The 22926-nt window shown below is 71.5% G+C and carries 21 protein-coding genes; 11 read left to right on the top strand and 10 right to left on the bottom strand.

All coding sequences use genetic code 11. The features are described 5' to 3' along the window. The first annotated feature begins 153 nt into the window (after positions 1 to 153). The 3 genes from ACZ5XZ_RS26215 to ACZ5XZ_RS26205 are packed head-to-tail and all read left to right on the top strand — an operon-like array spanning position 154 to position 3658. Positions 154 to 1131, top strand: coding sequence for a glycosyltransferase family 2 protein (locus ACZ5XZ_RS26215; protein ID WP_468982142.1), 978 nt, complete (start codon positions 154 to 156; stop codon positions 1129 to 1131). Then, the gene (locus ACZ5XZ_RS26210) at positions 1131 to 2492 is read left to right on the top strand and encodes a polysialyltransferase family glycosyltransferase (protein WP_468982140.1); all 1362 of its coding nucleotides are present in this window, start codon (positions 1131 to 1133) and stop codon (positions 2490 to 2492) included. The genes ACZ5XZ_RS26215 and ACZ5XZ_RS26210 overlap by 1 nt, the downstream gene beginning before the upstream one ends. Continuing rightward, positions 2489 to 3658, top strand: a complete 1170-nt coding sequence (locus ACZ5XZ_RS26205; RefSeq protein ID WP_468982138.1) for an acyltransferase family protein — start codon at positions 2489 to 2491, stop codon at positions 3656 to 3658. The genes ACZ5XZ_RS26210 and ACZ5XZ_RS26205 overlap by 4 nt, the downstream gene beginning before the upstream one ends. Here the strand turns inward: ACZ5XZ_RS26205 and ACZ5XZ_RS26200 are convergent. Then, entirely contained in the window at positions 3655 to 4338 is a 684-nt protein-coding gene (locus tag ACZ5XZ_RS26200; protein WP_468982137.1) for a TetR/AcrR family transcriptional regulator C-terminal domain-containing protein, read from the bottom strand. The genes ACZ5XZ_RS26205 and ACZ5XZ_RS26200 overlap by 4 nt on opposite strands. A 38-nt stretch (positions 4339 to 4376) precedes the next feature. Between ACZ5XZ_RS26200 and ACZ5XZ_RS26195 the strand changes: the two genes are divergently transcribed. Further along, complete coding sequence (locus tag ACZ5XZ_RS26195; RefSeq protein ID WP_468982134.1) at positions 4377 to 5924, top strand: FAD-dependent monooxygenase; 1548 nt, start codon at positions 4377 to 4379, stop codon at positions 5922 to 5924. Between the two features lie 105 nt (positions 5925 to 6029). On the opposite strand, the gene ACZ5XZ_RS26190 is transcribed toward ACZ5XZ_RS26195, so the two are convergent. Then, positions 6030 to 7448 carry a GntT/GntP/DsdX family permease gene (locus ACZ5XZ_RS26190; RefSeq protein ID WP_468982132.1) on the bottom strand — a complete coding sequence of 473 codons (1419 nt, stop codon included), beginning with the start codon at positions 7446 to 7448 and terminating at the stop codon, positions 6030 to 6032. Between the two features lie 69 nt (positions 7449 to 7517). Beyond that, positions 7518 to 8045, bottom strand: a complete 528-nt coding sequence (locus ACZ5XZ_RS26185) for a gluconokinase (RefSeq protein ID WP_468982130.1) — start codon at positions 8043 to 8045, stop codon at positions 7518 to 7520. 131 nt (positions 8046 to 8176) lie between these two features. On the opposite strand from ACZ5XZ_RS26185, the gene ACZ5XZ_RS26180 reads away from it, so the two are divergent. Beyond that, positions 8177 to 8878 carry a FadR/GntR family transcriptional regulator gene (locus tag ACZ5XZ_RS26180; protein ID WP_468982128.1) on the top strand — a complete coding sequence of 234 codons (702 nt, stop codon included), beginning with the start codon at positions 8177 to 8179 and terminating at the stop codon, positions 8876 to 8878. A 437-nt stretch (positions 8879 to 9315) separates the two neighbouring features. Here ACZ5XZ_RS26180 and ACZ5XZ_RS26175 read toward each other — a convergent pair whose 3' ends face one another. Then, positions 9316 to 9528, bottom strand: coding sequence for a hypothetical protein (locus ACZ5XZ_RS26175; protein ID WP_384425488.1), 213 nt, complete (start codon positions 9526 to 9528; stop codon positions 9316 to 9318). An 81-nt stretch (positions 9529 to 9609) separates the two neighbouring features. Beyond that, on the bottom strand, positions 9610 to 11208 hold the full coding sequence (locus ACZ5XZ_RS26170; RefSeq protein ID WP_468982125.1) for an acyl-CoA mutase large subunit family protein: 1599 nt from the start codon (positions 11206 to 11208) through the stop codon (positions 9610 to 9612). Positions 11209 to 11370: 162 nt separating this feature from the next. Here ACZ5XZ_RS26170 and ACZ5XZ_RS26165 point away from each other — a divergent pair, with 162 nt between their 5' ends. Further along, the gene (locus tag ACZ5XZ_RS26165; RefSeq protein ID WP_468982122.1) at positions 11371 to 12207 is read left to right on the top strand and encodes a L,D-transpeptidase family protein; all 837 of its coding nucleotides are present in this window, start codon (positions 11371 to 11373) and stop codon (positions 12205 to 12207) included. Between the two features lie 186 nt (positions 12208 to 12393). Here ACZ5XZ_RS26165 and ACZ5XZ_RS26160 read toward each other — a convergent pair whose 3' ends face one another. The 3 genes from ACZ5XZ_RS26160 to ACZ5XZ_RS26150 all read right to left on the bottom strand — a co-directional run bounded on the left by ACZ5XZ_RS26160 (position 12394) and on the right by ACZ5XZ_RS26150 (position 16601). Then, on the bottom strand, positions 12394 to 13422 hold the full coding sequence (locus ACZ5XZ_RS26160; RefSeq protein ID WP_468982120.1) for a hypothetical protein: 1029 nt from the start codon (positions 13420 to 13422) through the stop codon (positions 12394 to 12396). Further along, positions 13422 to 14213: an RNA polymerase sigma factor gene (locus ACZ5XZ_RS26155; RefSeq protein WP_468982118.1), complete on the bottom strand. Its 792-nt coding sequence runs from the start codon at positions 14211 to 14213 to the stop codon at positions 13422 to 13424. The genes ACZ5XZ_RS26160 and ACZ5XZ_RS26155 overlap by 1 nt, the downstream gene beginning before the upstream one ends. A gap of 726 nt (positions 14214 to 14939) precedes the next feature. After that, positions 14940 to 16601, bottom strand: a complete 1662-nt coding sequence (locus tag ACZ5XZ_RS26150; RefSeq protein WP_468982115.1) for a beta-N-acetylhexosaminidase — start codon at positions 16599 to 16601, stop codon at positions 14940 to 14942. A gap of 306 nt (positions 16602 to 16907) precedes the next feature. Here ACZ5XZ_RS26150 and ACZ5XZ_RS26145 point away from each other — a divergent pair, with 306 nt between their 5' ends. The 5 genes from ACZ5XZ_RS26145 (at position 16908) to ACZ5XZ_RS26125 (ending at position 21213) form a co-directional block, all read left to right on the top strand. Continuing rightward, complete coding sequence (locus tag ACZ5XZ_RS26145) at positions 16908 to 17519, top strand: 2-oxo-4-hydroxy-4-carboxy-5-ureidoimidazoline decarboxylase (RefSeq protein WP_468982113.1); 612 nt, start codon at positions 16908 to 16910, stop codon at positions 17517 to 17519. A 267-nt stretch (positions 17520 to 17786) separates the two neighbouring features. Then, on the top strand, positions 17787 to 18167 hold the full coding sequence (gene sdhC / locus ACZ5XZ_RS26140) for a succinate dehydrogenase, cytochrome b556 subunit (RefSeq protein ID WP_129250783.1): 381 nt from the start codon (positions 17787 to 17789) through the stop codon (positions 18165 to 18167). A 6-nt stretch (positions 18168 to 18173) separates the two neighbouring features. Further along, positions 18174 to 18662 carry a succinate dehydrogenase hydrophobic membrane anchor subunit gene (locus tag ACZ5XZ_RS26135; RefSeq protein ID WP_399148315.1) on the top strand — a complete coding sequence of 163 codons (489 nt, stop codon included), beginning with the start codon at positions 18174 to 18176 and terminating at the stop codon, positions 18660 to 18662. A gap of 20 nt (positions 18663 to 18682) precedes the next feature. After that, complete coding sequence (gene sdhA, locus ACZ5XZ_RS26130) at positions 18683 to 20437, top strand: succinate dehydrogenase flavoprotein subunit (RefSeq protein WP_468982111.1); 1755 nt, start codon at positions 18683 to 18685, stop codon at positions 20435 to 20437. Beyond that, on the top strand, positions 20437 to 21213 hold the full coding sequence (locus ACZ5XZ_RS26125) for a succinate dehydrogenase iron-sulfur subunit (protein ID WP_468982108.1): 777 nt from the start codon (positions 20437 to 20439) through the stop codon (positions 21211 to 21213). The genes sdhA and ACZ5XZ_RS26125 overlap by 1 nt, the downstream gene beginning before the upstream one ends. On the opposite strand, the gene ACZ5XZ_RS26120 is transcribed toward ACZ5XZ_RS26125, so the two are convergent. Together ACZ5XZ_RS26120 and ACZ5XZ_RS26115 are read right to left on the bottom strand one after the other, a co-directional pair. Continuing rightward, positions 21197 to 22018: a DUF5937 family protein gene (locus ACZ5XZ_RS26120; protein WP_468982107.1), complete on the bottom strand. Its 822-nt coding sequence runs from the start codon at positions 22016 to 22018 to the stop codon at positions 21197 to 21199. The genes ACZ5XZ_RS26125 and ACZ5XZ_RS26120 overlap by 17 nt on opposite strands. 238 nt (positions 22019 to 22256) lie before the next feature. Then, entirely contained in the window at positions 22257 to 22787 is a 531-nt protein-coding gene (locus tag ACZ5XZ_RS26115; RefSeq protein ID WP_468982105.1) for an FBP domain-containing protein, read from the bottom strand. Positions 22788 to 22926: the final 139 nt, after the last annotated feature.

Below are 22926 nucleotides of genomic sequence, written 5' to 3'. Positions count from 1 at the left end.
GCCAACTGGGCCGCAACAAAGGGTTAACAGCGGGTCGACGAATGGCGAACCGGCCCGATAACCGGCCTGGTTAACCATCCCGCCATTCTTCGTTCACCTGGGTGCCCGCACCGCGTAAAGACGAATGCCGACTCCGCACCTAACGTCACCCGGGTGGTTAAGCTCTCCGTCATCGTGCCGTTTTACAACGTGCAGACATACGCGCCCGACACCCTGAAAAGCCTGGCGGCGAACGCCCGTGAGGACTTTGAATTCCTGCTCGTCGACGACTGCTCGCGCGACGAGACCCCGCAGATCCTCGCGCGCGCCGAGCGCGAGCTGCCGGGCGCCAGAGTGCTGCGGCACGAGCAGAACGGCGGTCTGGCCACCGCCCGCAACACGGGTCTGGACGCGGCCCGCGGCGAGTATCTGACGTTCCTGGACGGCGACGACTGGCTCGCCCCCGGCTACTTCGCCGAACTCCTGGCTTCTATAGAGGAGTTGGGGTGTGACTTCGTGCGCACCGACCATGTCCAGTGCACCGCGCGGGCCCGCACCGTGCACCGCGTGCCGCACGGCCGGCGCGGTGTGGTGCTGAACCCGCGCGACGTCATCCTGCCCGCCGACCGCTCCACCTCCGTCGACTACGCCTTCGCGTGGGCCGGGATGTACCACCGCCGGCTGCTGGACGACGGGGTGCTGCACTTCCGGGACGGGCTGCGCACCGCGGAGGACCGGCCGTGGATCTGGCGGCTGCACCGCGAGGCGCGGTCCATGGCGGTGGTCGGGCTGCTCGGCGTTTTCTACCGGCGCGGGGTGGCCTCCTCGCTCACACAGATCGGCGACGTGCGCCAATTGGACTTCATTCGCGCATTCGACCAGGTGATCGAGGAAACCGCACAAGATCGCGATGCGGAGGTGCTGCTGCCCAAGGCGGTGCGCACCTATTGCGCGATCATTTCCCACCATCTCGGTTCGATCGAACGATTCGAGCCGCAGGTCGCCCGTAAATTGCGCTCGATGAGCGCCGCGGCCATGAAACGCATGCCGCAGGACGTACTGAAGGAAGCCCTGGATTCGATGGATGTACAGCGCGCGTCCCGGCTGCGGCGGCTGCGCCGTCGCCCGGTCCCGGCGGAGGTCGCCGCCTGATGCCCACCCGACCGCGTACCCAGATCTTCGTGGCGTCCACGCTCTACGGCGCGGCGACGCTCGCCGCCGCGCTGGACGCCGACTGCTTCGCACCGGCCGACCGCAGGCTGCTGCTGCTCAGCAACAACGCCACGACCCCGGAGACCACCGCGTCGCTGGACACCATGCCCGGCTTCGACCGGCTGCGCGGCCGCTTCGACCGCGTGCTGTCCTGGAACGAGACGATCAGCCCCTTCCACCCCGGCGGCTGGTCCCCGCGCGCGGACGACGCCCCCCTGTGGGAGCGGTATCTGCGCCTGCTGTGGGGCCTGGGCGACGACCACATCCATCTGGTCGTGGAGTCCATCCAGGTCAACCCGGCGCTGGCGATCTGCCAGCTGTTCCCCGACGCGCCCATCGACGTCTACGCCGACGGCCTGATGAGCTACGGCCCCACCCGCAACAAGCTCGACCCACTGGTCGGCACCCGGATCGACCGGCTGCTGCACCTGGACCTGGTGCCGGGGCTGACGCCGCTGCTGCTGACCGAGTTCGGCGTCGAGCCGCAGACCGTGCCCACCGACGCCTTCACCAAGGTGCTCGGCGAAATCTCCGACGCCAGCGGCCCGTTGGACGTCCCCGAGGGCGCCGCGCTGCTGCTGGGCCAGTACCTCTCCGCGCTCGGCATCCTCCCGCCCGAGGAGGAGGAGCAGCTGCATGTGCGGATGGTGCGCGGCGCCGCCGAGCGCGGCCACCGCGAGATCGTCTTCAAACCGCACCCGTCCGCGCCGGCCCGCTGGTCGCGGATGCTGGAGCGGGAGGCCGAGAAGCTGGACATCGCGCTGACGGTGCTGGACAGCCCGGTCCTGGCCGAGGTGCTCTACCAGCGGGTGCGGCCCGCGCTGGTGGTCGGCTGCTTCTCCACCGCGCTGCTGACCGCGGCCACCTTCTACGGTCTGGACACCGCCCGCACCGGCACCGGTCTGCTGCTGGAGCGCCTGACGCCGTATCAGAACAGCAATCGCATCCCGGTCACGCTCGTGGACGCCCTGGTGCCGGGCCTCGACGAGCGCGGCGCGGACGGCGGGCCCCGCACACCGGCCGCCCCCCAGGAGATCGAGGGGCTGCTCACCGCGGTGGGCTATGCGATGCAGCACCAGATCCATCCGCAGCTGCGCCCGGCCGCCGAACGCTATCTCGCCGCCCACCTCGACCAGGTCACCTGGCGCTACTTCAAGCGCCGGCGGCTGACCGCGCTGGCGCTGCCCGGCGCGATCCCGTCCCAGCTGGCGTTCATCCCGCGCAACGCCACCGTCCGCAGGGTCGCGCGCAGCGCGCGGGCGGTACAGCGGCGGCTGAAGAAGCGGGCCGCGTTCGGATGACCACCCCCCAGCTGACGGCCGGTGCGCCCGCCCCCGCACCGGACCGCGGTGCCCCCGCGCCGCAGCCCGTCATACGCGTGCGCAGCCGCGGCGGACCGTCGCGGCTGCGCGCCCTCGACGGGCTGCGGCTGCTGGCCGCCCTGATGGTCGCCGGATACCACTACGCGGGGCGCGGCGGCGAGATAGCCCGGGCCTGGGGCGACTCCCCCGCCCACCAGTTCCCCACCGCGGCACCGCTGTTCGCCTACGGCTGCCTGGGCGTGCAGATCTTCTTCGTGATCAGCGGCTTTGTGATCTGCCTCAGCGGCTGGGGCCGCAGCCTGCGCGCGTTCGTCGCCGGCCGGATCTCCCGGCTCTATCCGGCGTACTGGGCGGCGATCCTCCTGGTCACCGCGGTCTTCGCGCTCCCCTGGGTCGCCTACAAGGCGCTCCCGCCCAGCGAGGTGCTGACGAATCTGACCATGCTGCAGCAGCCGCTGGGCGTCCACCGGGTCCTGGGCGTGTGCTGGACCCTCTGGGCGGAGATGCGCTTCTACGCCCTCTTCGCGCTCTGCGTCGTCCTGCCGGGCGCCACCCGCGGCCGCGTCGTGCTGTTCTGCGCCGGCTGGACGCTGGCGGCCGCGCTCGCGCAGGCGGCCCACGAGCCGTTCCTCGACACCGTCCTGATGCCCCAGTACGCGCCCTTCTTCATCGGCGGCATCGGTCTGTACCTCCTGCACCGCTACGGCGCCCGCGATCCGATCGCCTGGGCGATAGTGCTGGTCAGCTGGCTGATCGGGCAGCACTACGCGGTCGCGGGACTGTGGCACGCGCCGTCGGCCACCGCGTTCTCCTACCGCTCGACGGCCGGCATCGTCGCGGTCGTCACCGTCGGCTTCGTCCTGGTCGGCGCCGTCGCCCTGGGCAGGTTCCGCTGGGCGGACTGGCGCTGGCTGACCGTCGCCGGCGCGCTCACCTACCCCTTCTACCTCGTCCACGAGCACCTGGGCTGGGTCGTCGTCGGTGCCCTGCACCGCACCCTCGGCCTGCCGTCGTACGCGACGCTGCCGCTGACCGTGGGCCTGATGCTGCTGCTGGCCTGGCTGCTGCACCGCTTCGTCGAGCGTCCGCTGACGCCACGGCTCAAGCGGGCGATCGATCCCCGGCGGGCGGAGACGCTCCGCTAGCCACCGGCGGCCGTCGCCTCGATCCCCGCGACGATGAACCGCAGCCCGTCCTCGAAGCTGCGCTCCAGGTCGCCGAACATCTCCTGGCCCGCCTGCGCCGCGAGCGGATAGCGCGCACCGAGCTGCTGCTCGCGGCGCTGCAGGTCGTAGGCCGGGTCGCGGCTCTCCGGCCCGCGGGCCTCCGGCTCGCCCGGCTCCGGGTAGACCGACTGCTCCTCGATGACCAGCCCGATGGTGAAGTTGTACGCGGTCCACCAGGCCCGCGCCGCCGTGCCCAGCGGGATGCCCGTCTGGGTGAGCCGGCCCAACAGGTTCTGCAGCGGCAGTGCGTAGCTCTCGTCGGTCATCCGCGTCCCGCTGAAGACCTTGCCGCCGTCGCGGTAGCCGAGCAGTTCCCGTCGGAGCCTGCGGCAGGTGGTCAGCAGCGCCTCCTGCCAGGTGTCGCCCATCCCCGCCGCGTCGCCGTCCGGCCCGATCAGCGGCGCGGTCATCCGGCGCAGCATCTCGGTGGCCATCTCGTCCAGCAGCTCCTGCTTGTTCTTGAAGTGCCAGTAGAGGGCGGGTGCCTGGACGTTCAGCTCCTTGGCGATCCGGCGCAGCGTGAGCCCGTCGAGACCCACCTCGTTCAGCAGCCGCAGGGCGGTGTCCACGACCTGTCGGCGATCGATACGCGAAACCATGTTGACAACTTAACACCGTTAAGGGCATCCTCCCAGCCATGGAACTTAACAACGTTAAGGACAGTGCCGGTGTTACCGACGTCGACGTGCTCGTCTCCGGAGCGGGCCCGACCGGCCTCGCCCTCGGCATCGACCTCGCCCGCCGCGGGGTGCGCGCCCTGATCGTCGAGCGGCAGGACCACCTCTCCCTCGGTGCCCGCGGCACCGGAGTGCAGCCGCGCACCCAGGAGGTCTACGAGGACCTCGGCCTGCTGGACGCCGCACGGGCGGCCGGCGGGCGCTACCCGCAGATGGCGCTCTGGGAGAACGGCCGGATCACCCAGGTCCACGACATGATCGAGCGGGTCGACCCGACGCCCTCCGCGCCCCACTCCAACGCCCTGATGCTGCCGCAGTTCCGCAACGTGGAGCTGCTGCACGAGCGGCTGTGGGAGCTCGACGGCCAGGTGCTCTTCGGTACCGAACTCACCGCGTTCAGCCAGGACTCGGACGCGGTGACGGCCGAACTCCGGGGCCCCGGCGGCGAAGCGCGCACCGTACACGCCCGCTACCTCGTCGCCGCCGACGGCGGACGCAGCACCGTCCGCCGGGCCCTGGGCACGAAGATGAGCGGCCCGGAGCTGGAGCCCGGCGCGGCGCTGCTCGCCGACGTCCGGATCGACGGCCTCGACCGGGACCACTGGCACCGCTGGCAGCTGCCGAACGGCGGCTTCGCGGCGGCCCTCCCCCTCGTCGGCACCGACTACTTCCAGACCCTCACGGCCGCGTTCACCGAGCAGCCCGACACCGCGCCCGAGGCCGTACGCGCCGCGCTCGCCCGGCACACCCACCTGGCCGTCGAGCAGATCGGCGAGGTCATCTGGGCCTCCGTCTACCGCCCCAAGGCCGGGATGGCCGACTCCTACCGCGAGGGCCGGGTCTTCCTGGCCGGCGACGCGGCCCACATCCACTCCCCGGCCGGCGGCCAGGGCCTGAACACCAGCGTCCAGGACGCCTACAACCTCGGCTGGAAGCTCGGCCAGGTGCTGCGCCACGGCGCCCCCGACACCCTCCTGGACAGCTACGAGGCCGAGCGCCGCCCGATAGCCGCGCACATCCTCCAGACCAGCACCCGGCTGCACCGCTCCGGCGAGATGCGCCGCGGCCGGGACCTGCACCAGCTCGACCTCGGCTACCCCGACAGCCCGCTGACCCGGGAGCTGCGCACGGGCCTGGACCAGGACGCACTCGGCGCCGGCGACCGCGCCCCCGACGCCCCGTGCCACACCGCCGACGGAAAGCCCACCCGACTCTTCGAGGCCTACCGGGGCCCGCACTTCACCGTGCTGACGCTGGGCGACACCGGCCTGGACGCCGACGCGCTGCCGGCCGACCCGGACCTGCTGCGCGTCGTCCGCGTGGGCGGCCCGTCGCCCGACCTGGTCGACACCGACGGCCACGTCCGCGACGCGTACGGCGCCGACCCCACCGTGTTCCTGATCCGCCCGGACGGCTATCTCGCCCTCGCCGCACCGGCCGGGGACGCCACCGCGCAGCTGACCGCGGCCCTGGCGTCGTACGTCGGCGCCGCACAGCCCGCCGCCTGACCCCGTCATGCGCACGAGGCCGTACCCGCGGGAATCTCCGCCGGTACGGCCTCGTGCCGGGAACGGGCGCCTGAGGGGGGTGGGGCGCCCGGGGCGGTGTCCGCCCTACAGGACCAGGGAGAGCAGCAGCACGCAGACGATCCCGACGACCGAGATCAGCGTCTCCATCACCGACCAGGTCTTCAGCGTCTGGCCGACGTCCATGCCGAAGTACTCCTTGACCAGCCAGAAGCCGGCGTCGTTGACATGGCTGAAGAAGAGCGAGCCGGCGCCGATCGCCAGCACCAGCAGCGCGCCGTGCGTGGTGCTCAACTCCGCGGCGAGCGGAGCGACCAGCCCGGAGGCGGAGATGGTGGCCACCGTCGCGGAGCCGGTCGCGAGCCGGATGGCGACCGCGATCAGCCAGGCCAGCAGCAGCGTGGAGAGGTGCCAGCCCTTGGAGACGTCCAGGATCATCTGGCCGACGCCGGCGTCCACCAGCGTCTGCTTGAAGCCGCCGCCCGCACCGACGATCAGCAGCACACCGGCGATCGGGGCGAGCGACCGCTCGACCGTGGCGGCGGTCCTGCCGCGGGTGAAGCCGGCCGCCCGCCCGAGCGTGAACATCGCGACGACGACGGCGGTCAGCAGCGCGATCAGCGGCGAGCCGACGACGTCGAAGACCCTCTGGACGGTGTGCTCGGGATCGTCGACGACGATGTCCACCAGCGCCTTGGCCAGCATCATCACGACCGGCAGCAGCACGGTGGCGACGGTGATCCCGAAGCCCGGCCGCTTCTGAGGGCCGTCACCGGTGCGCCCGACCGGGGCATCCCCGGGAGTGTGGAGCATCTGCTCCGGCGGGTGGATGTCCACCCACCGGGCCGCGTACCGGGAGAAGACCGGACCGGCGATGATCGCGGTCGGGACGGCGACCACGACACCGAGCGCGAGGGTGATCCCGAGGTTCGCGCCGACCGCGTCGACCGCCACCAGCGGACCGGGGTGCGGCGGAATCAGCCCGTGCATGACGGAGAGTCCGGCCAGTGCCGGGATGCCGATCCGCATCAGCGAGAAATTGCCGCGCCGGGCGACCAGCAGCACCACGGGGATCAGCAGCACGATGCCGACCTCGAAGAAGATCGGCAGTCCGACGATCCCGGCGATCAGCACCATCGCCCAGGGCATGGCACGGCCGCCCGCCCTCGCCAGGATCGTGTCCACGATCTGGTCGGCGCCACCGGAGTCGGCGAGCAGCTTGCCCAGGACGGCGCCGAGCGCGATCAGCACGCCCGTGCCCGCGACCGTCGTCCCCAGCCCGGCGGAGAAGCTCGCGATGGCCTTGTCGAGCGGCGCACCGGCCACCGCGCCGAGCACCAGCGAGCCGATGATCAGCGACAGGAAGGCATGCAGCTTGAACCTGGAGATGAGCAGGACGATGACGGCTATGCCGGCCAGGACGGCGATGCCCAGCTGTGCGTGACCGGCCGAGGTGATCGGCTCGGTCGCGTCCGCTGCGAGCATCTCCACGCTGAGATGTGTCACGGCGATTCCCTTGCTTGGACGTACGGGGGGAGCGGGGGGTGGTGGTGCGGGTCCGGGCGGGGCCCGGTGCTATCCGGCAGGCGCGGCGGCGCGCAGCGCGGCCGCCGACCGCCCGGCGATCTGCTGCGGGGTACCGGAGACGTCCACGGCGACGCCCGCCTCGTCCGGCCCGAGCGGTTCGAGCGTGGCGAACTGGGAGTCCAGGAGCGCGGCCGGCATGAAGTGGCCCGTGCGCTCGGCCATCCGCGCCTCGACCAGCGCGCGCTCGCCGGTGAGGTGCAGAAAGACGATTCCGGGGGCGGCGGCGCGCAGCCGGTCGCGGTAGGCGCGCTTGAGCGCGGAGCTGCTGACGACCCCGCCCTGCCCGGCCCGGCCGTGCGCCCAGCGGCCGATCGCGTCGAGCCAGGGGCCCCGGTCGTCGTCGTCCAGCGGGATGCCCGCCGACATCTTGGCGATGTTGGCCGGCGGATGGAAGTCGTCGCCCTCGGCGTACGGCACGCCCAGCTCGGCGGCCACCAGCGGGCCGATCGTGGTCTTGCCGGTACCGGCCACACCCATCACGACGATGACGTCGCGGGTGGCGTCGGGCGTGCTCATCCCGTGTTACCTCGCTGTCTTCCTTGACCTCGTGCGCCCCCACTGAAACCCATTAGGTACGACGTATTCAAGCCCCTGTGATGCAAACGTCATACTTAATTGGCCGGAGTGCGGGAACGTAGGCTTGCCCCATGGAAAACGAGGGGAAGGGGCTGCACGCGCGTGTGCTGGAGTCCCTCGGACCCGCGATCACCGCGGGCGACTACCCTCCGGGCACGATCCTGCGCACGGACGAACTGGAGCAGCGCTTCGACGTCTCGCGCACGGTCATTCGCGAGGCGATCCGGGTACTGGAATCCATGCAACTGGTCGCCTCCCGGCGCCGGGTGGGGGTGACCGTCCGGCCCACCGAGGAGTGGAACGTCTACGACCCGCGGGTCATCGGCTGGCGGCTGGCCGGCCGCGACCGCGCCCGCCAGCTGCGTTCACTGACCGTGCTCCGCTCTGCCGTCGAACCGGTCGCCGCCGGGCTCGCCGCCCAGCACGCCACACCCGCCCAGTGCGCCGAACTCACCGAACACGCCATGGGCATGGTCGCCACCTCACGCGGCCAGCAACTCGACGCCTACCTCGTCCACGACATGGCCTTCCACCGGGTGATCCTCACCGCCTCCGGCAACGAGATGTTCGCCCGCCTCGCCGATGTCGTCGCCGCCGTCCTGACCGGCCGCACCCAGCACCACGTGATGTTCACCGACCCCGACCCGGCCGCGGTCACCCTCCACGTCCAGGTCGCGGAGGCGGTCCGCACGGGCGACGCGGACCGCGCGGAACGATTGACGCGCGAGATCACGGCGGGGGCGATGGCGGAACTGGACGTCCTGGCGCCGTGACGCTTGCGCTTGGCTGGCTTCCCACGTTGTCGGCTGGCCCGCCGCGGTGGTTTCTCGCCGTTGCGCCTGCGGCGGGCCCCTCCGCTGCGCTTTGCTGCGGCCGACTTGTCTGGCTTTCGCGCCGTTGCGCCTGCGGCGGGCTGGTGCCACTGCGCGGGGCGTTTACGGCAGCGGGTGCGCCCCTCCGGACTCCGTCCTGCGGTCCGCCCCCTCCCGTGAGTGGGGGGAGAGAAGACCGGCGGGGGCGAACGTCAGCCCTCGTGTGCCGGTAGTCGACGAATCAGGTGTGCCCCCACCGGCCTGTCTTCCACCCACGCACGGGAGGGGACAGACCGTAGGACGAAGTCCGTAGGGCTGTCACCGCACCCGACAAACAACCGCCCGCCGCAGGCGCAACGGCGAAAAACCCCCACGGCGGGAAAGCCGAAAACGTGGGGCTAAAACAACGGTTGCTGGCCAGGAAACGGCGGTTCCTCAGGATCGAAGAGGCGTTCCGCGGGGGCCATCAAGGGGGCGATCTTCCGGGAGCCGGGGCAGGAGATCAGCTCCAGTCCCGTGCGGCGGCCCGGAGGGTCATGGCGGGCGAAGCGGCCGCCGACGACGGCGATCTCTCGGGTGCAGACGGGGCACGCGCGGCGGGGTGACGACATGACATCAGTGTGACCCAGGCCCGGCGTGCGGTCGGGTCGGGGAGCCCCGGAGCCACCGACCACACCCCGACGCGTGCGGGCTCAGAACGCGTCGGTCGGCACATAGGTGCCCCAGACGTTCCGCAGCGCGTCACACACCTCGCCCACCGTCGCCCTCGCCCGCAACGCCTCCCGCATCGGGGGCAGGACGTTGTCCGTGCCCTCGGCGGCCTTGCGCAGGTCGTCCAGGGCGCCGGTCACCGTGCGGCGGTTGCGGCGGGAGCGGAGCTGCGCCAGCCGCTCGATCTGCTGGGACTCGATCGCCGGGTCGACCCGCAGCGGCTCGTAGGGTTCCTCCTCGTCCAGCTGGAAGCGGTTGACGCCGACCACCACCCGTTCACCGGCGTCCGTCTCCTGCGCGATCCGGTACGCGTTGCGCTCGATCTCGTCCTTCTGGAAGCCCCGTTCGATGGCGGCCACCGCACCGCCCAGCTCCTCGACCCGCTGCATCAGCGCGACCGCCGCCTCTTCCAGCTCGTCCGTCATCGACTCCACGGCATAGGAGCCGGCGAACGGATCGACGGTGGCGGTCACATCGGTCTCGTACGCGAGCACCTGCTGGGTGCGCAGTGCCAGCCGGGCCGACTTGTCCGTGGGCAGCGCGATGGCCTCGTCGAAGGAGTTGGTGTGCAGCGACTGGGTGCCGCCGAGTACCGCGGCCAGCGCCTGGACGGTGACCCGGGCGAGGTTCACCTCCGGCTGCTGGGCGGTGAGCTGCACCCCCGCGGTCTGCGTATGGAACCGCAGCATCTGCGACTTGGGGTTCCGCGCGCCGAACTCCTCCCGCATGACACGGGCCCAGATCCTGCGCGCGGCACGGAACTTGGCGACCTCTTCCAGCAGCGTCGTCCGCGAGACGAAGAAGAACGACAGCCGCGGCGCGAAGTCGTCCACGTCCATTCCGGCAGCCACGGCGGTCCGTACGTACTCGATGCCGTTGGCGAGCGTGAAGGCGATCTCCTGCGCGGGCGAGGCGCCGGCCTCGGCCATGTGGTAGCCGGAGATCGAGATGGTGTTCCACTGGGGGATCTCGGCCCGGCAGTACTGGAAGATGTCGGCGATCAGCCGCAGCGAGGGCTGCGGCGGGAAGATGTACGTCCCGCGTGCGATGTACTCCTTCAGCACGTCGTTCTGGATCGTCCCCTTGAGCTGATGTGCCGTCACCCCTTCTTCCTCGCCGACCAGTTGGTAGAGGAGCAGCAGCAGCGCCGCCGGTGCGTTGATCGTCATCGAGGTGGACACCCTGTCCAGCGGGATCCCGCCGAACAGCACCCGCATGTCCTCGACGGAGTCGATGGCCACCCCGACCTTGCCGACCTCGCCGGCGGCGATCGGGGTGTCGGAGTCGTGGCCCATCTGGGTGGGCAGGTCGAAGGCGACCGACAGCCCCGTCGTGCCGTGGGCGATCAGCTGCCGGTAGCGGGCATTGGACTCCCTGGCCGTGCCGAAGCCCGCGTACTGCCGCATCGTCCAGGGCCGTCCGGTGTACATCGACGGATACACGCCACGGGTGAAGGGGTAGTCGCCGGGTGCCCCGAGCCGCTGCTCGGGGTCCCAGCCCGCCAGCGCCTGCGGCCCGTACACGGGCTCGATGGGCAGACCGCTCTCGTTGTACCGGACACCGCCCGATTCCTGCGCCATGGACGTACGCCTTCCCGCCGGTTGACCGTTATCCGCTCTTACGCCATGTATTACCCGTTGTTCTACGCCTTGCTCTCAGCATGCCCTCAGGTTCGCCACGCCGCAGCGCTGGGAAGCCTCTCCGGTGGCCGATCAGGGGTCGCCGGGATCCGGGGGTGGCGGATGACGCGGAGCAGCGGAAGACGGACGGTGCCGGCGACGGCCGCGGTGCTGCTGGTGGCGGCGCTCGCGGTGGGCTGCCGGCCGGTGACGGTCAACAAGACCGGCGCGCCGGACGGCAAGGGAGCCCACCATGCCCCCACCACCCCCGCCCCGCCGCCACTCGGCCGGCACACCCCGCCACCGCCGCGTGCCACCCACTCCGCTCCCCGGCCGGTCATGGCGTCCGGCTCACAGGGCTCGCGGGTCCGCGAACTGCAGGCGCGACTGGCCCAGCTGGGGCTCTTCGCCCACACCCCGACCGGCTATTACGGGTCGCTGACCACCGCCGCGGTCCGCGCCTTCCAAAAGCAGCGGGGCCTGCCCCGTACGGGCGCCGTGCAGTCCGCGGCCTGGAGCGCCCTGCGCGCCCGCACCCGTCAGCCGACGCGGCTGGAGCTCCACCCGCCCACCACCAGGCCGGTCGGCGTGGTGGACCGGCGCTGCATGAAGGGCCGGGTGATCTGCATCAGCAAGCGGTCGAACACCCTCGCCTGGGTCGTCGACGGAAAGATCGCCTCGGCGATGGACGTCCGCTTCGGCTCCCAGTACACCCCGACCCGCGAGGGCACCTTCCACATCACGTTCAAGAGCCGCCGGCACGTCTCGACGATCTACCACACGGCCATGCCGTACGCGATGTTCTTCAGCGGCGGCCAGGCGGTCCACTACTCCGCGGACTTCGCCGCCCGCGGCTACACCGGCGCCTCGCACGGCTGCGTCAACGTACGGGACAAGGCGAAGATCGCCGCGCTGTTCGGCGAGGTGGGGAAGGGGACGAAGGTCGTCGTCTACCGCTAGAGCAGCGAGTTCCCGGCGGGCCGGGCCCGCGCGGGGAGGGGAAGAGAAGGGCGCGGGCAGGGCCGGGGGAACGTGCCCCGCCCGCGCCATATGCGCTGAGCCGTAGGTACGGGGGGAACCCCGGCTCCTCGCGCAGCCGATGACCAGTCGGCTTCACTCAGTACTGCGTCACCGGTCCGAAAAACGTCACACCTGGCCGGTGACCGTGGCACTCGGCGTGGCGCTGCGCGGTTGCACGACGGACGACGAGGGCCCGGGTGCCGGGGTGGAGGCGCCGGGGGCGGGGGTGGTGGCGGGTGACTGGGAGGGGTGGTGGTCGTCGTCGTCCTCGTCGCCGCCGGAGCCGCCGCCGCTCGCCGACCCGCCACCGAAGCCATCGTTGTCACCCGAGCCGCCGCCGCTGTGGTACCGGTCCAGGTAGGCGCGGCAGAAGACGTGCACCTTCTCCGGACCGCCGGCCTTGCGTTCCAGCCGCTGCACGGTCTCGCGGTCCATCTGGCGGTTCTTGCCGGATTCGTAGTCCCGGCAGAGGCTGAGCAAAAGATTCTTCTTGCCGCTGCTCTTGGACCCGTCGTTGCCGTCGTCGCCCGGCTCCTGGTCGTGGCCGCGGTCGTCGGGCTTTTCCTTGCCGGGGCCCGGGGTCGCGCCGCGGCTGCTGCCGGGGGTCGGGCTCCCGTCGGGGCCGGCGGTCTTCCCGCCGGACGAGGGGTCGGGGGTCCGCTCCGTCGTGCCGTCCGTCTGCGCGCCGGGCTCGCGGGTGTCGAACGGGCCGGGCGTTTCGACGGCGGAGACCGTGGAGGCCGGCTCGGGGTCGTCGCTGCTGCGGAACGGGCTGTGCAGTACGCCGGTGCCGGCCGCGACGGCGACGCCGCCGAGGGCACAGGCGGCGAGGGCCACGACGAAGCCGCGCCGGAAGGGGCGGACGACCCAGGGGCGTTCGGCGACGCCGGTGGCGCGTGCGCCGCGTACGGCCGTGGACGGGCCGGTGGCGCCGCGGCCGCGCGAGCCGGCGGCGGCCCGGCGGAACGCCGTGACGGCGGCCTCTTCACCCGGCAGCGGGGCGGGCCCGGACGCCTTGGCGCCGACCGCCGCGGCGGCCTGAAGCAGCTGTTCCAGTTCGTGTGCGCCGTCGCCGTGCCGGGCACCGACCGGTTCACCGCGCAGCAAGTGCTCCGCGGCATCCTTGTCGAGCCAGTTGTACCGGTCGTCGGCCATCACATGTCCTTCTGCGTTCGTGCGGCCGTTTCCGTCACACCTGGTACGTACGATTCCGCCACGCCGTTGCGGCGTCTTCGGCCCTGCACGGGCACTCCGTCGATCGTCCCGCCGCCTTTGCGCGAGCCTCGCGCGGGCCTGGGGGACGGGGCGTCCTCGCCCGCGTCGGCACTGTCCTGCGCGCCGCCGGCGTCGGCGCCGTCACCGCCCCCGGGGCCGCCGTCCGGCGGGTCGCCGATCAGCTCGGCGAGCCGGCGCAGTCCGCGGTGCGCCGCGGTGCGCACCGCCCCGGGTCGTTTGCCGAGCACCTGCGCGGTGCTCTTGGCGTCCAGTCCGACCACCACCCGCAGCACCACGGCCTCGGCCTGGTCCTGCGGCAGGCGGGCTATCAGGCGCATGGTCCGGCCGGTGCCGAGGGCTTCCATCGCCTCGCCCGCGGTGTCGGACGCCCCGGGGGTGTCGGCCAGTTCGCTCTCGTCGCCGCCGATCGCCGGGCGCCGGCCGCGCATCCTGATGTGGTCGAGCGCACGATTGCGGGCAATACGGGCGGCCCAGCCGCGGAAGCGGTCGGCGTCGCCGCTGAAGCGGGAGAGGTCACGGGTTATCTGCAGCCAGGCCTCGGAGGTGACGTCCTCGACGTCCGCTTCGCTCACCAACGTCCGTACATATCCCAGAAGTCGGGGATGTACGGCACGGTAGACGGTACGGAACGCCGCCTCGTCGCCGTCCTGCGCCGCCTGCACGGCCACCGTCAGCCGACGGTCGTCCGGCTGAATGTCGTCCCCTCGCACGGGTCCATCCTGTCGCACGTGGAATGTCCGCCGCCCGGTCCTTGCTGCTTTGCCGCTACTTCGTCCGGCCCGGTCGCCGGCTACCGCCCACGCCAGGTCAGGGCAGGTCGGGAACCCCGGGTAACCCCGCTGTTCCCGCTGACCGTAACCCGTGCGCCCACCGGCGCCGAACCCGGGCCGGCGGCGGTGCCCCCGCCGGCCGAAGTGCGGGCCGAGGAGCACACGGCGGCCGACGCACCGGTGAAGCGTGCGCACGGCTCCATCTGCGGCTCCCGGGAAGGACGGCTTCTTTCGGCCGCCCCGGCGGCGCGACCAGCACGCCATTCGGCGCGGATCCGCACGTTACGGGCCTGGCCGGGCCCGCGTCCAGACCACTGGCCGTACCCCGGCCCGCACCGCGTGTGACGCTTTCGCGCCTTCTGGCGCTGTACGGAATAGAGGGCCGTCACGGCCCTTCACGAACGACGGTCGGGGCCTCTCCTGTGGGGGGTGGCGGCCCCGGCCGTCCTCGTGAGCCCAGGCCGTCACGGAACCCGGCGCCGAATTCACCACCCGCCGTCGCGGACAACGTGCCCCCGTATGGGGAGGGTGGCGGCCCCGGCCGTCCTCGTGGGCCCAGGCCGCCACGGAACCTGGCGCCGAATTCACCGCCCGCCGTCGCGGACAACGTCACCCCGTATGGGGAGGGTGGCGGCCCCGGCCGTCCTCGTTTCTCTCACCCGTTTCTTACCGGGGCGACTCCGACACCCGGTTGGCCAGGGCCTTGAACTGCGACCAGGACAGGTCGGGGGTCCGCGGGTCCCAGGTCTTCTGTGCCAGCGCCGCCAGCGGCAGCCGGATCCCGGCGGCCACCTGCTGTGCCGTCTGCGCCTGGGACTGGTCGCACCAGATCGCGAAGCGCGCGCCGGGGATCCGGTCCGGGCCGGTCATGCTCGCGGGCACCGAGACCGGCTGGGTCTTGCGGAGCACCCGCGGGGTCCAGCTCTCGTAGATCCGTTGGCCGGTCGGGTAGAAGAACTGGTTGGGCTCGCCGAGGACGTAGTAGAGGAACTCGTCGTTGAAGTTCATGACGTTGCGGCCCTCGCGCAGGAAGACCGCCGGGTCGCGCTGTCCCAGCTCCTTGCCGGTCCAGTAGTCGACCATCCGGTTCTTGTCGGCGCTCACCGCCGCGCTGGAGAAGAATCCGTCGTTCCAGGCCTCGATCCGGTTCTTGCCCTGCGCCTCGACGGTCTTCTGCCGGTCGTTGAGCCAGCCGGTCGCCAGGTCCTTGATGGTGCCGCCCGCTCCGTACTTCTCCTGTGCGGCCCGGGTGAGCTGCGGATACGTGGTCGACGGCGTGGAGGACAGCAGCGCCTGGTACTCGTCGCCGCCCAGGTGCCAGTAGGCGGGGGCGCCCTTGGGGTTGGTGAACAGGTCGCTCATCTCCCTCAGCAGCGAGTCGATCAGCGGGGCCGCCTTGGGGTTGGAGATGTCGATCGCACCCGGGACCACCGTGCCCGACGCCTTGCGCAGCAGCAGATCCTGATGGTGCTCCAGCACGGCGCCCAGATGGCCGGGCGAGTCCAGCTCCGGGACGACGGAGATGTGCAGGCTGCGGGCGAGCCTGATGATCTGGCGTACCTGCGCCTTGGTGAGGTGGTCCGCCGAGACGACCTCGGGGTGGGTGTCGCTCTGGATGCGGAAGCCCTGGTCGTCGGAGAAGTGCAGCTGGAACTGGTTGAGCTTGAGGTCGGCGATCTCCCGCAGGCGCGCCTCGATCCAGTCCTGACTGAAGGGCTTGCGGGCGTTGTCCAGCGACATCCCGCGCTGCGGACGGTCCGGCCGGTCCTCGATGGTGCCCTCGGGGAGCCCGCCGGCGGCGCGCACGGCCTGCTTCACGGTGCGGGTGCCGTAGAAGATTCCGGCGTCGGTGGGGGCCGTCAGAGTGAGCCGGGCACCGCGGGCGGTGAGGGTGTAGGCCTCGTCGGCCGTGCCCTGGACCGGCACGTTGTCGGCGGTGCTCTTCCCCGTCGCCTTCACCTCGATGTCGCCGGGCCGGATCGTCTTGTCGCCGTAGACGACGTCCAGTCCCCCGAGGTCGCGGGCCATCAGCTGCGCCTCGTCGGCGACATTGCTGTGCTCTCCGGCCGGGACCACCACCCGGGCCTGCCGTGTCGGGCGCCAGCCGCGCCCGTCGGCCCGGCGGAACTCGCGTACGGCGGGGACGACCTGCGGTGTTCCGGTCACCGGTGCCCACGTCGGGGTGGCGGCCGCCTCAGGGTTGACCTTGGCGCTGGTGCTGCCGGGCGCTTCGGTGTCCGCGGTGCCGGAGCAGCCGGTGAGCAGCAGCGCACCGGTGAGCGCCACGGCCGGGAGCGCGGCGCGTGGCGGCCGCTTCGGGTTTGACATCGTGCAATCCTCACTTTTCGGGGCGAAGGCATTGCCAGGTGTACGGAGCCGGTCGTCCACCGAACCCGCGCAAGCTCTCCCGTCCGGGTGAAATTCGCGCATCCGTCGGACAGTGGCCGAGAAGCATCGTTAGCGTGGCGCTCACTTGTTCGTCACCCCTTTCCCAGGGCTCTCCTGGAACCGCCGGGCACCGCCGCGGTGTCATGCCACACACACCACCGCCACACCCGCCGCCGCGGCCACGCGCGTCCCGGCTCCGGTCCGCTCCCCCAGCTTCCGTCAGCCGCCCGCCCCGCACCCGTCGAAGTGATCCGTTCGCATCCGTCCGAGGAGCCCACGCTGTCCGGAGACACCCCGGCCGCCCGGCCGACGACGCTGCACCCCCCGCGGTCGCCGTGGTGCGGCATACCCGCCCAGGCGAGCGGCACCGCCCTGGCCCGCCCAGCGGCCCGGGGACTGGCCCGGCTCAACGCGCTGACCTGCGACGACGCGCTGACCGTGCTGCTCGGCTGCTGCCACAGCCGCCGCTGGGCCGAGCGGGTCGCCGCCCACCGCCCGTACGCCGACACCGCGTCCCTGCTCGCCGCCTGCGACCAGGCCTGCGACGACCTCGCGGCGGCCGACCTGGACGAGGCGCTCGCCGGCGAGTCCCGCCCCCCGCTGCCGCTGACCGCCGCGCGCGGCCCCGGCATGCTCGCCGCCCACACCGCACTGCGCGCCGCGCACGCCGAGTACGAGCGGCGCTTCGGCCACGTCCTGGTGATCTGCCTGGACGGCCTGCGCGAGCACGAACTGCTCGACGAGGTCCTGTGCGCCCTGCGCGCCCGGCTGGACAACGACCCGGCCGGGGAACGCGCGGTCACCGCGCACGAGCTGCGCCGACTGGCCCGCGGCCGACTGGCCCGGCTGGCGGCCTGAGCGGCGGCCCCGGGCGCGCCGCCGCGGACCGGGCCGACCCTCCCCAGGCGCCCCGGGCCCGGAGAATCGGGCCGTACGCCCGGCAAAGTCGGCTTCGTCCTTGTGTGATAGCCCGTTGGTGCCTGTTTGATCACACCTAAGGACCCCCGCGCGAGGAACCGACAGCTCGTCGATACGATGACGAGCGGCCGGTGGACCGTACCCGGCCGGGCCCGACCGACAGAGAAGCCGGCGCGGCCCTAGTCCCCGCTCCCGGAGGGTTCTTCCGTGCCGGCTGGAACGCTGTACCGCGGCCGGGAAGGCATGTGGTCCTGGGTGGCTCATCGAGTCACCGGCGTCCTCATCTTCTTCTTCCTGTTCGTTCACGTCCTCGACACCGCTCTCGTACGTGTCTCCCCCGAGGCCTACGACAACGTCGTTGCGACCTACAAGACGCCGATCGTCAATGTGATGGAGTACGGCCTGGTGGCCGCCATCCTCTTCCACGCGCTCAACGGTCTGCGGGTCATCGCCGTGGACTTCTGGGCCAAGGGCCCGAAGTACCAGAAGCAGATGCTGTGGACCGTCGTCGGCGTCTGGGTCGTGCTGATGGCCGGTGCCTTCTACCCCGTGCTGCAGCACACCCTGCGCACGCTGTTCGGGAGCTGACGCGAGATGTCTGCTGAAACCACCTCCGCAGGTGCCACCGCGGCGGGCGCGACCGACGGCGTCTCGCTCTACGACGTGGACAACCCCGCTCCCGTCATCGAGGCACCGCGCAAGCGCACCAACAAGACCGGTAGCGCGTCCCGAGGCAACTTCGAGATGCAGGCGTGGCTGTTCATGCGGCTGTCCGGCATCGTGCTGGTCGTCCTGGTCCTGGGTCACCTGCTGATCCAGCTCGTCCTCGACGGCGGCGTCTCCAAGATCGGCTTCGCCTTCGTCGCCGGCCGCTGGGCCTCGCCCTTCTGGCAGGTCTGGGACCTGCTGATGCTGTGGCTGGCCATGCTGCACGGCGCCAACGGCCTGCGCACCGTCATCAACGACTACGCGCAGCGGGACAACACCCGCTTCTGGCTGAAGATGCTGCTGTACACCGCGACGGTGTTCACCGTCCTTCTGGGCACGCTGGTGATCTTCACCTTCGACCCGAACATCTCCTGAAGCCGGGGCTGACTGGAACCATGCAGATCCACAAGTACGACACCGTCATCGTCGGCGCCGGCGGCGCGGGGATGCGCGCGGCCATCGAGTCGACCAAGCGCAGCCGCACCGCGGTCCTGACGAAGCTCTACCCGACCCGCTCCCACACCGGCGCCGCCCAGGGCGGTATGGCCGCCGCCCTCGCGAACGTCGAGGAGGACAACTGGGAGTGGCACACCTTCGACACGATCAAGGGTGGCGACTACCTGGTCGACCAGGACGCCGCCGAGATCCTGGCGAAGGAGGCCATCGACGCGGTCCTCGACCTGGAGAAGATGGGCCTGCCGTTCGGCCGCACCCCCAAGGGTGAGATCGACCAGCGCCGCTTCGGCGGTCACTCCCGCAACCACGGCGAGGCCCCGGTCCGCCGTGCCTGCTACTCGGGCGACCGCACCGGCCACATGATCCTCCAGACGCTGTATCAGAACTGCGTCAAGGAGGGTGTGGAGTTCTTCAACGAGTTCTACGTCCTCGACCAGCTGATCGTCGAGGAAGACGGCATCAAGAAGTCCGCGGGCGTCGTCGCCTACGAACTGGCCACCGGCGAGATCCATGTCTTCCAGGCGAAGTCGGTCATCTACGCCTCCGGCGGCACCGGCAAGTTCTTCAAGGTGACCTCCAACGCGCACACCCTCACCGGCGACGGCCAGGCGGCCTGCTACCGCCGCGGGCTGCCGCTGGAGGACATGGAGTTCTTCCAGTTCCACCCGACGGGCATCTGGCGGATGGGCATCCTGCTGACGGAGGGCGCCCGTGGTGAGGGCGGCATCCTCCGCAACAAGGACGGCGAGCGCTTCATGGAGAAGTACGCGCCGGTCATGAAGGACCTCGCCTCGCGTGACGTCGTCTCCCGCTCGATCTACACCGAGATCCGTGAGGGTCGCGGCTGCGGTCCCGAGGGCGACCACGTCTACCTGGACCTCACCCACCTGCCGCCGGAGCAGCTGGACGCCAAGCTCCCGGACATCACCGAGTTCGCGCGGACCTACCTCGGTATCGAGCCCTACACGGACCCGATCCCGATCCAGCCGACCGCGCACTACGCCATGGGCGGCATCCCGACCAACGTCGAGGGCGAGGTGCTGGCCGACAACACCACCGTCGTCCCGGGCCTGTACGCCGCCGGCGAGGTCGCCTGCGTCTCCGTGCACGGCGCCAACCGCCTGGGCACCAACTCGCTGCTGGACATCAACGTGTTCGGCCGCCGGGCCGGTATCGCGGCGGCGGAGTACTCGGCCACGGCCGACTTCGTCGAGCTGCCCGAGGACCCGGCACAGCAGGTCGTCGACCTGGTCGAGCGGCTCCGTGACTCCACCGGCACCGAGCGGGTCACCGAGATCCGCAAGGAGCTCCAGGAGTGCATGGACGCCAACGTGATGGTGTTCCGCACCGAGCAGACGATCAAGACCGCGGTCGAGAAGATCGGCGAGCTGCGCGAGCGCTACCAGAACGTGTCCATCCAGGACAAGGGCAAGCGGTTCAACACCGACCTGCTGGAGGCCGTCGAGCTGGGCAACCTGCTCGAGCTGGCCGAGGTCATGGCGGTCTCCGCGCTGGCCCGCAAGGAGTCCCGCGGCGGTCACTACCGCGAGGACTACCCCAACCGCGACGACGTCAACTTCATGCGGCACACCATGGCGTACCGCGAGGTGGGCGCAGACGGCGCCGAGTCGATCCGCCTCGACTACAAGCCGGTCGTGCAGACCCGCTACCAGCCGATGGAGCGTAAGTACTGATGGCAACCCCGACCCTGGACAAGGCGGCCGAGGCCGGCCAGCCCGAGCCCGGCTTCGCCGACTCCCCGTACATCACCGTCACCTTCCGGATCCGCCGGTTCAACCCGGAGGTCTCCGAGGAGGCCAGCTGGCAGGACTTCCAGCTGGAGATCGACCCCAAGGAGCGCGTCCTGGACGCCCTCCACAAGATCAAGTGGGAGCAGGACGGTTCGCTGACCTTCCGCCGCTCCTGCGCCCACGGCATCTGCGGTTCGGACGCCATGCGGATCAACGGCCGCAACCGTCTGGCCTGCAAGACGCTGATCAAGGACATCAACCCGGAGAAGCCGATCACGGTGGAGGCCATCAAGGGCCTGACCGTGATGAAGGACCTTGTCGTCGACATGGAGCCCTTCTTCCAGGCGTACCGCGATGTGATGCCCTTCCTGATCACGACGGGCAACGAGCCGACCCGTGAGCGCCTGCAGTCCCCCGAGGACCGCGAGCGCTTCGACGACACCACCAAGTGCATCCTGTGCGCCGCCTGCACGTCCTCGTGCCCGGTGTTCTGGAACGACGGCCAGTACTTCGGCCCGGCGGCGATCGTCAACGCGCACCGCTTCATCTTCGACTCGCGTGACGAGGGCGGCGAGCAGCGGCTGGAGATCCTCAACGACAAGGACGGCGTCTGGCGCTGCCGGACGACCTTCAACTGCACGGACGCCTGCCCGCGCGGTATCGAGGTCACCAAGGCGATCCAGGAAGTCAAGCGCGCGCTGATCACCCGCCGCTTCTGACCCCCGCGGCGATCCGGGCCGGGTCCCGGACGCCGATGAGCGCCGGTACGTTGCCGAGGGCCTCGCTTCCGTACAGCCGGAAGCGGGGCCCTTCGGCGTGCTCCGGTGCCCCCGCCGGATACACCAGCACCGGCGGCAGCTCCTCGTCGACCAGCGCCACCGGCTCGTCCCGGCAGAAGTACGACGGGACGAACACCAGCCCCCGCCCCTCCAGACGCAGCTCCCGTTCCACCGGGTAGTCGACCTCCAGCACCGGTGGCCGCCACCGCATCACCGGCCCGAACGTCCGCAGCATCGCCTGCGCCCCGGACTGCGCCAGCGCATGCGCCCGCAACGCCCGGTCCGCGCCCACGTGTTGGGCGATCCGCGGCCAGCTCGGCGCGATCGCCAGATGGTGGTACGTGCGCAGGCTCCGCGCGAGGTGCCGCAGCGCGGCCGGCTCCCCCGCCGCGATCCGGCGCGCCCACCCCGGCAGCGCCCGATGGCCGGACAGCAGCGTCAACTCGGCCCGCAGCCGCGTGCGCGAGGTGCTCATCACGGCCTCCAGCCCGGGTTCGACGCCGTCCTGCGCGGCGAACGGCGTGAGGAAGTCCGGGAAGTATCCGTGCCGGGGCACCAGCGGCATAAGGGTCCGCAGCGGGCCCGGGCCGTGCCGCACCGCATGCTGCCGCCAGGCCGCCAGCGCGGGCTCGGTACGGCTCTCCCGCAGGGCGTGCAGACTCAGGGCCGTCTCCCAGAGCGGGTCGGCTCCGTCGGCCACTGTCGTACGCGCCAGATCCTGTCCGGTGAAGTGCACTCGCAGCACATCAGCCCCCTGCGTCCCCGCCGTTCCCCCGAACGGCGTGCACACGAGGATCTGTCCGGCGGGTGGCTGGTGGCAAGCGCTCGTACGGGTTCCGTTGGGCCCGCGCCCCTGGCGTGCCGGGCTCGTGCCGCCGGGACCGGCGCCCTCGTCCCCGGCGCCGAGTACGCCGAGACGGCCACCGGCCGTCTGCCGATGGTCGAGCGCCCACAGGAGTAGCAGGGCCTCATCGACGCCTTCCTCACCCGGCACGGCCTGTGAGGGCCGAGGCCTCCCCCTCCAGCACCTTGTCCAAGAAGGCGTCCAGATTCCGTACGGTGCGGGCGATCCGCTCGTCCAGCGGCAGCGTCTCCTCGTGCCGCCCGGCGAGCTGGGAGCGCTTGCGTCCCCGGACGTAGAGCGAACACGCCAGATCGGCGCAGAGGTACGTCCCCACGGTGTTGCCCTGCCGCCCCGCCGGGCCCGCCCGGCGCGCGGCGAGCAGGGCGACACCGGACCCCGGGTGGCCGGTCAGGCACACCGAGCACACCGTCGTCTTGGTGAAGGAGCGCCGTACGCCCTGCGGCACCCGCAGCGTCACCCCGACCAGGGCGTCGCCGCGCGGCGCGACCAGGTAGCTCCGGTCCGGCGCCCCGGGATCGCGCCACCCCAAGAAGTCCAGGTCCGCCCACGGCAGGTCGGCCAGGCCCGCGGGCAGATGGAGCCTGCTCGCTTCCCCCTTCGAGCAGTTCACAAAAGAGGCACGTATCGCTTTTTCACCCACGGGATCCATGGAATCGACGCTAACAACGCGGGGGGGGGGGGGGGGGGGGGGGGGGGGGGGGGGGGGGGGGGGGGGGGGGGGGGGGGGGGGGGGGGGGGGGGGGGGGGGGGGGGGCGGCGGGGGGGGGGGGGGGGGGGGGGGGAACGAC

This window comes from Streptomyces sp. NPDC033270, assembly GCF_055576575.1.
The sequence above is the reverse complement of the archived record's forward strand: the minus strand, read 5'-3'. Positions and strand labels throughout refer to the sequence as shown.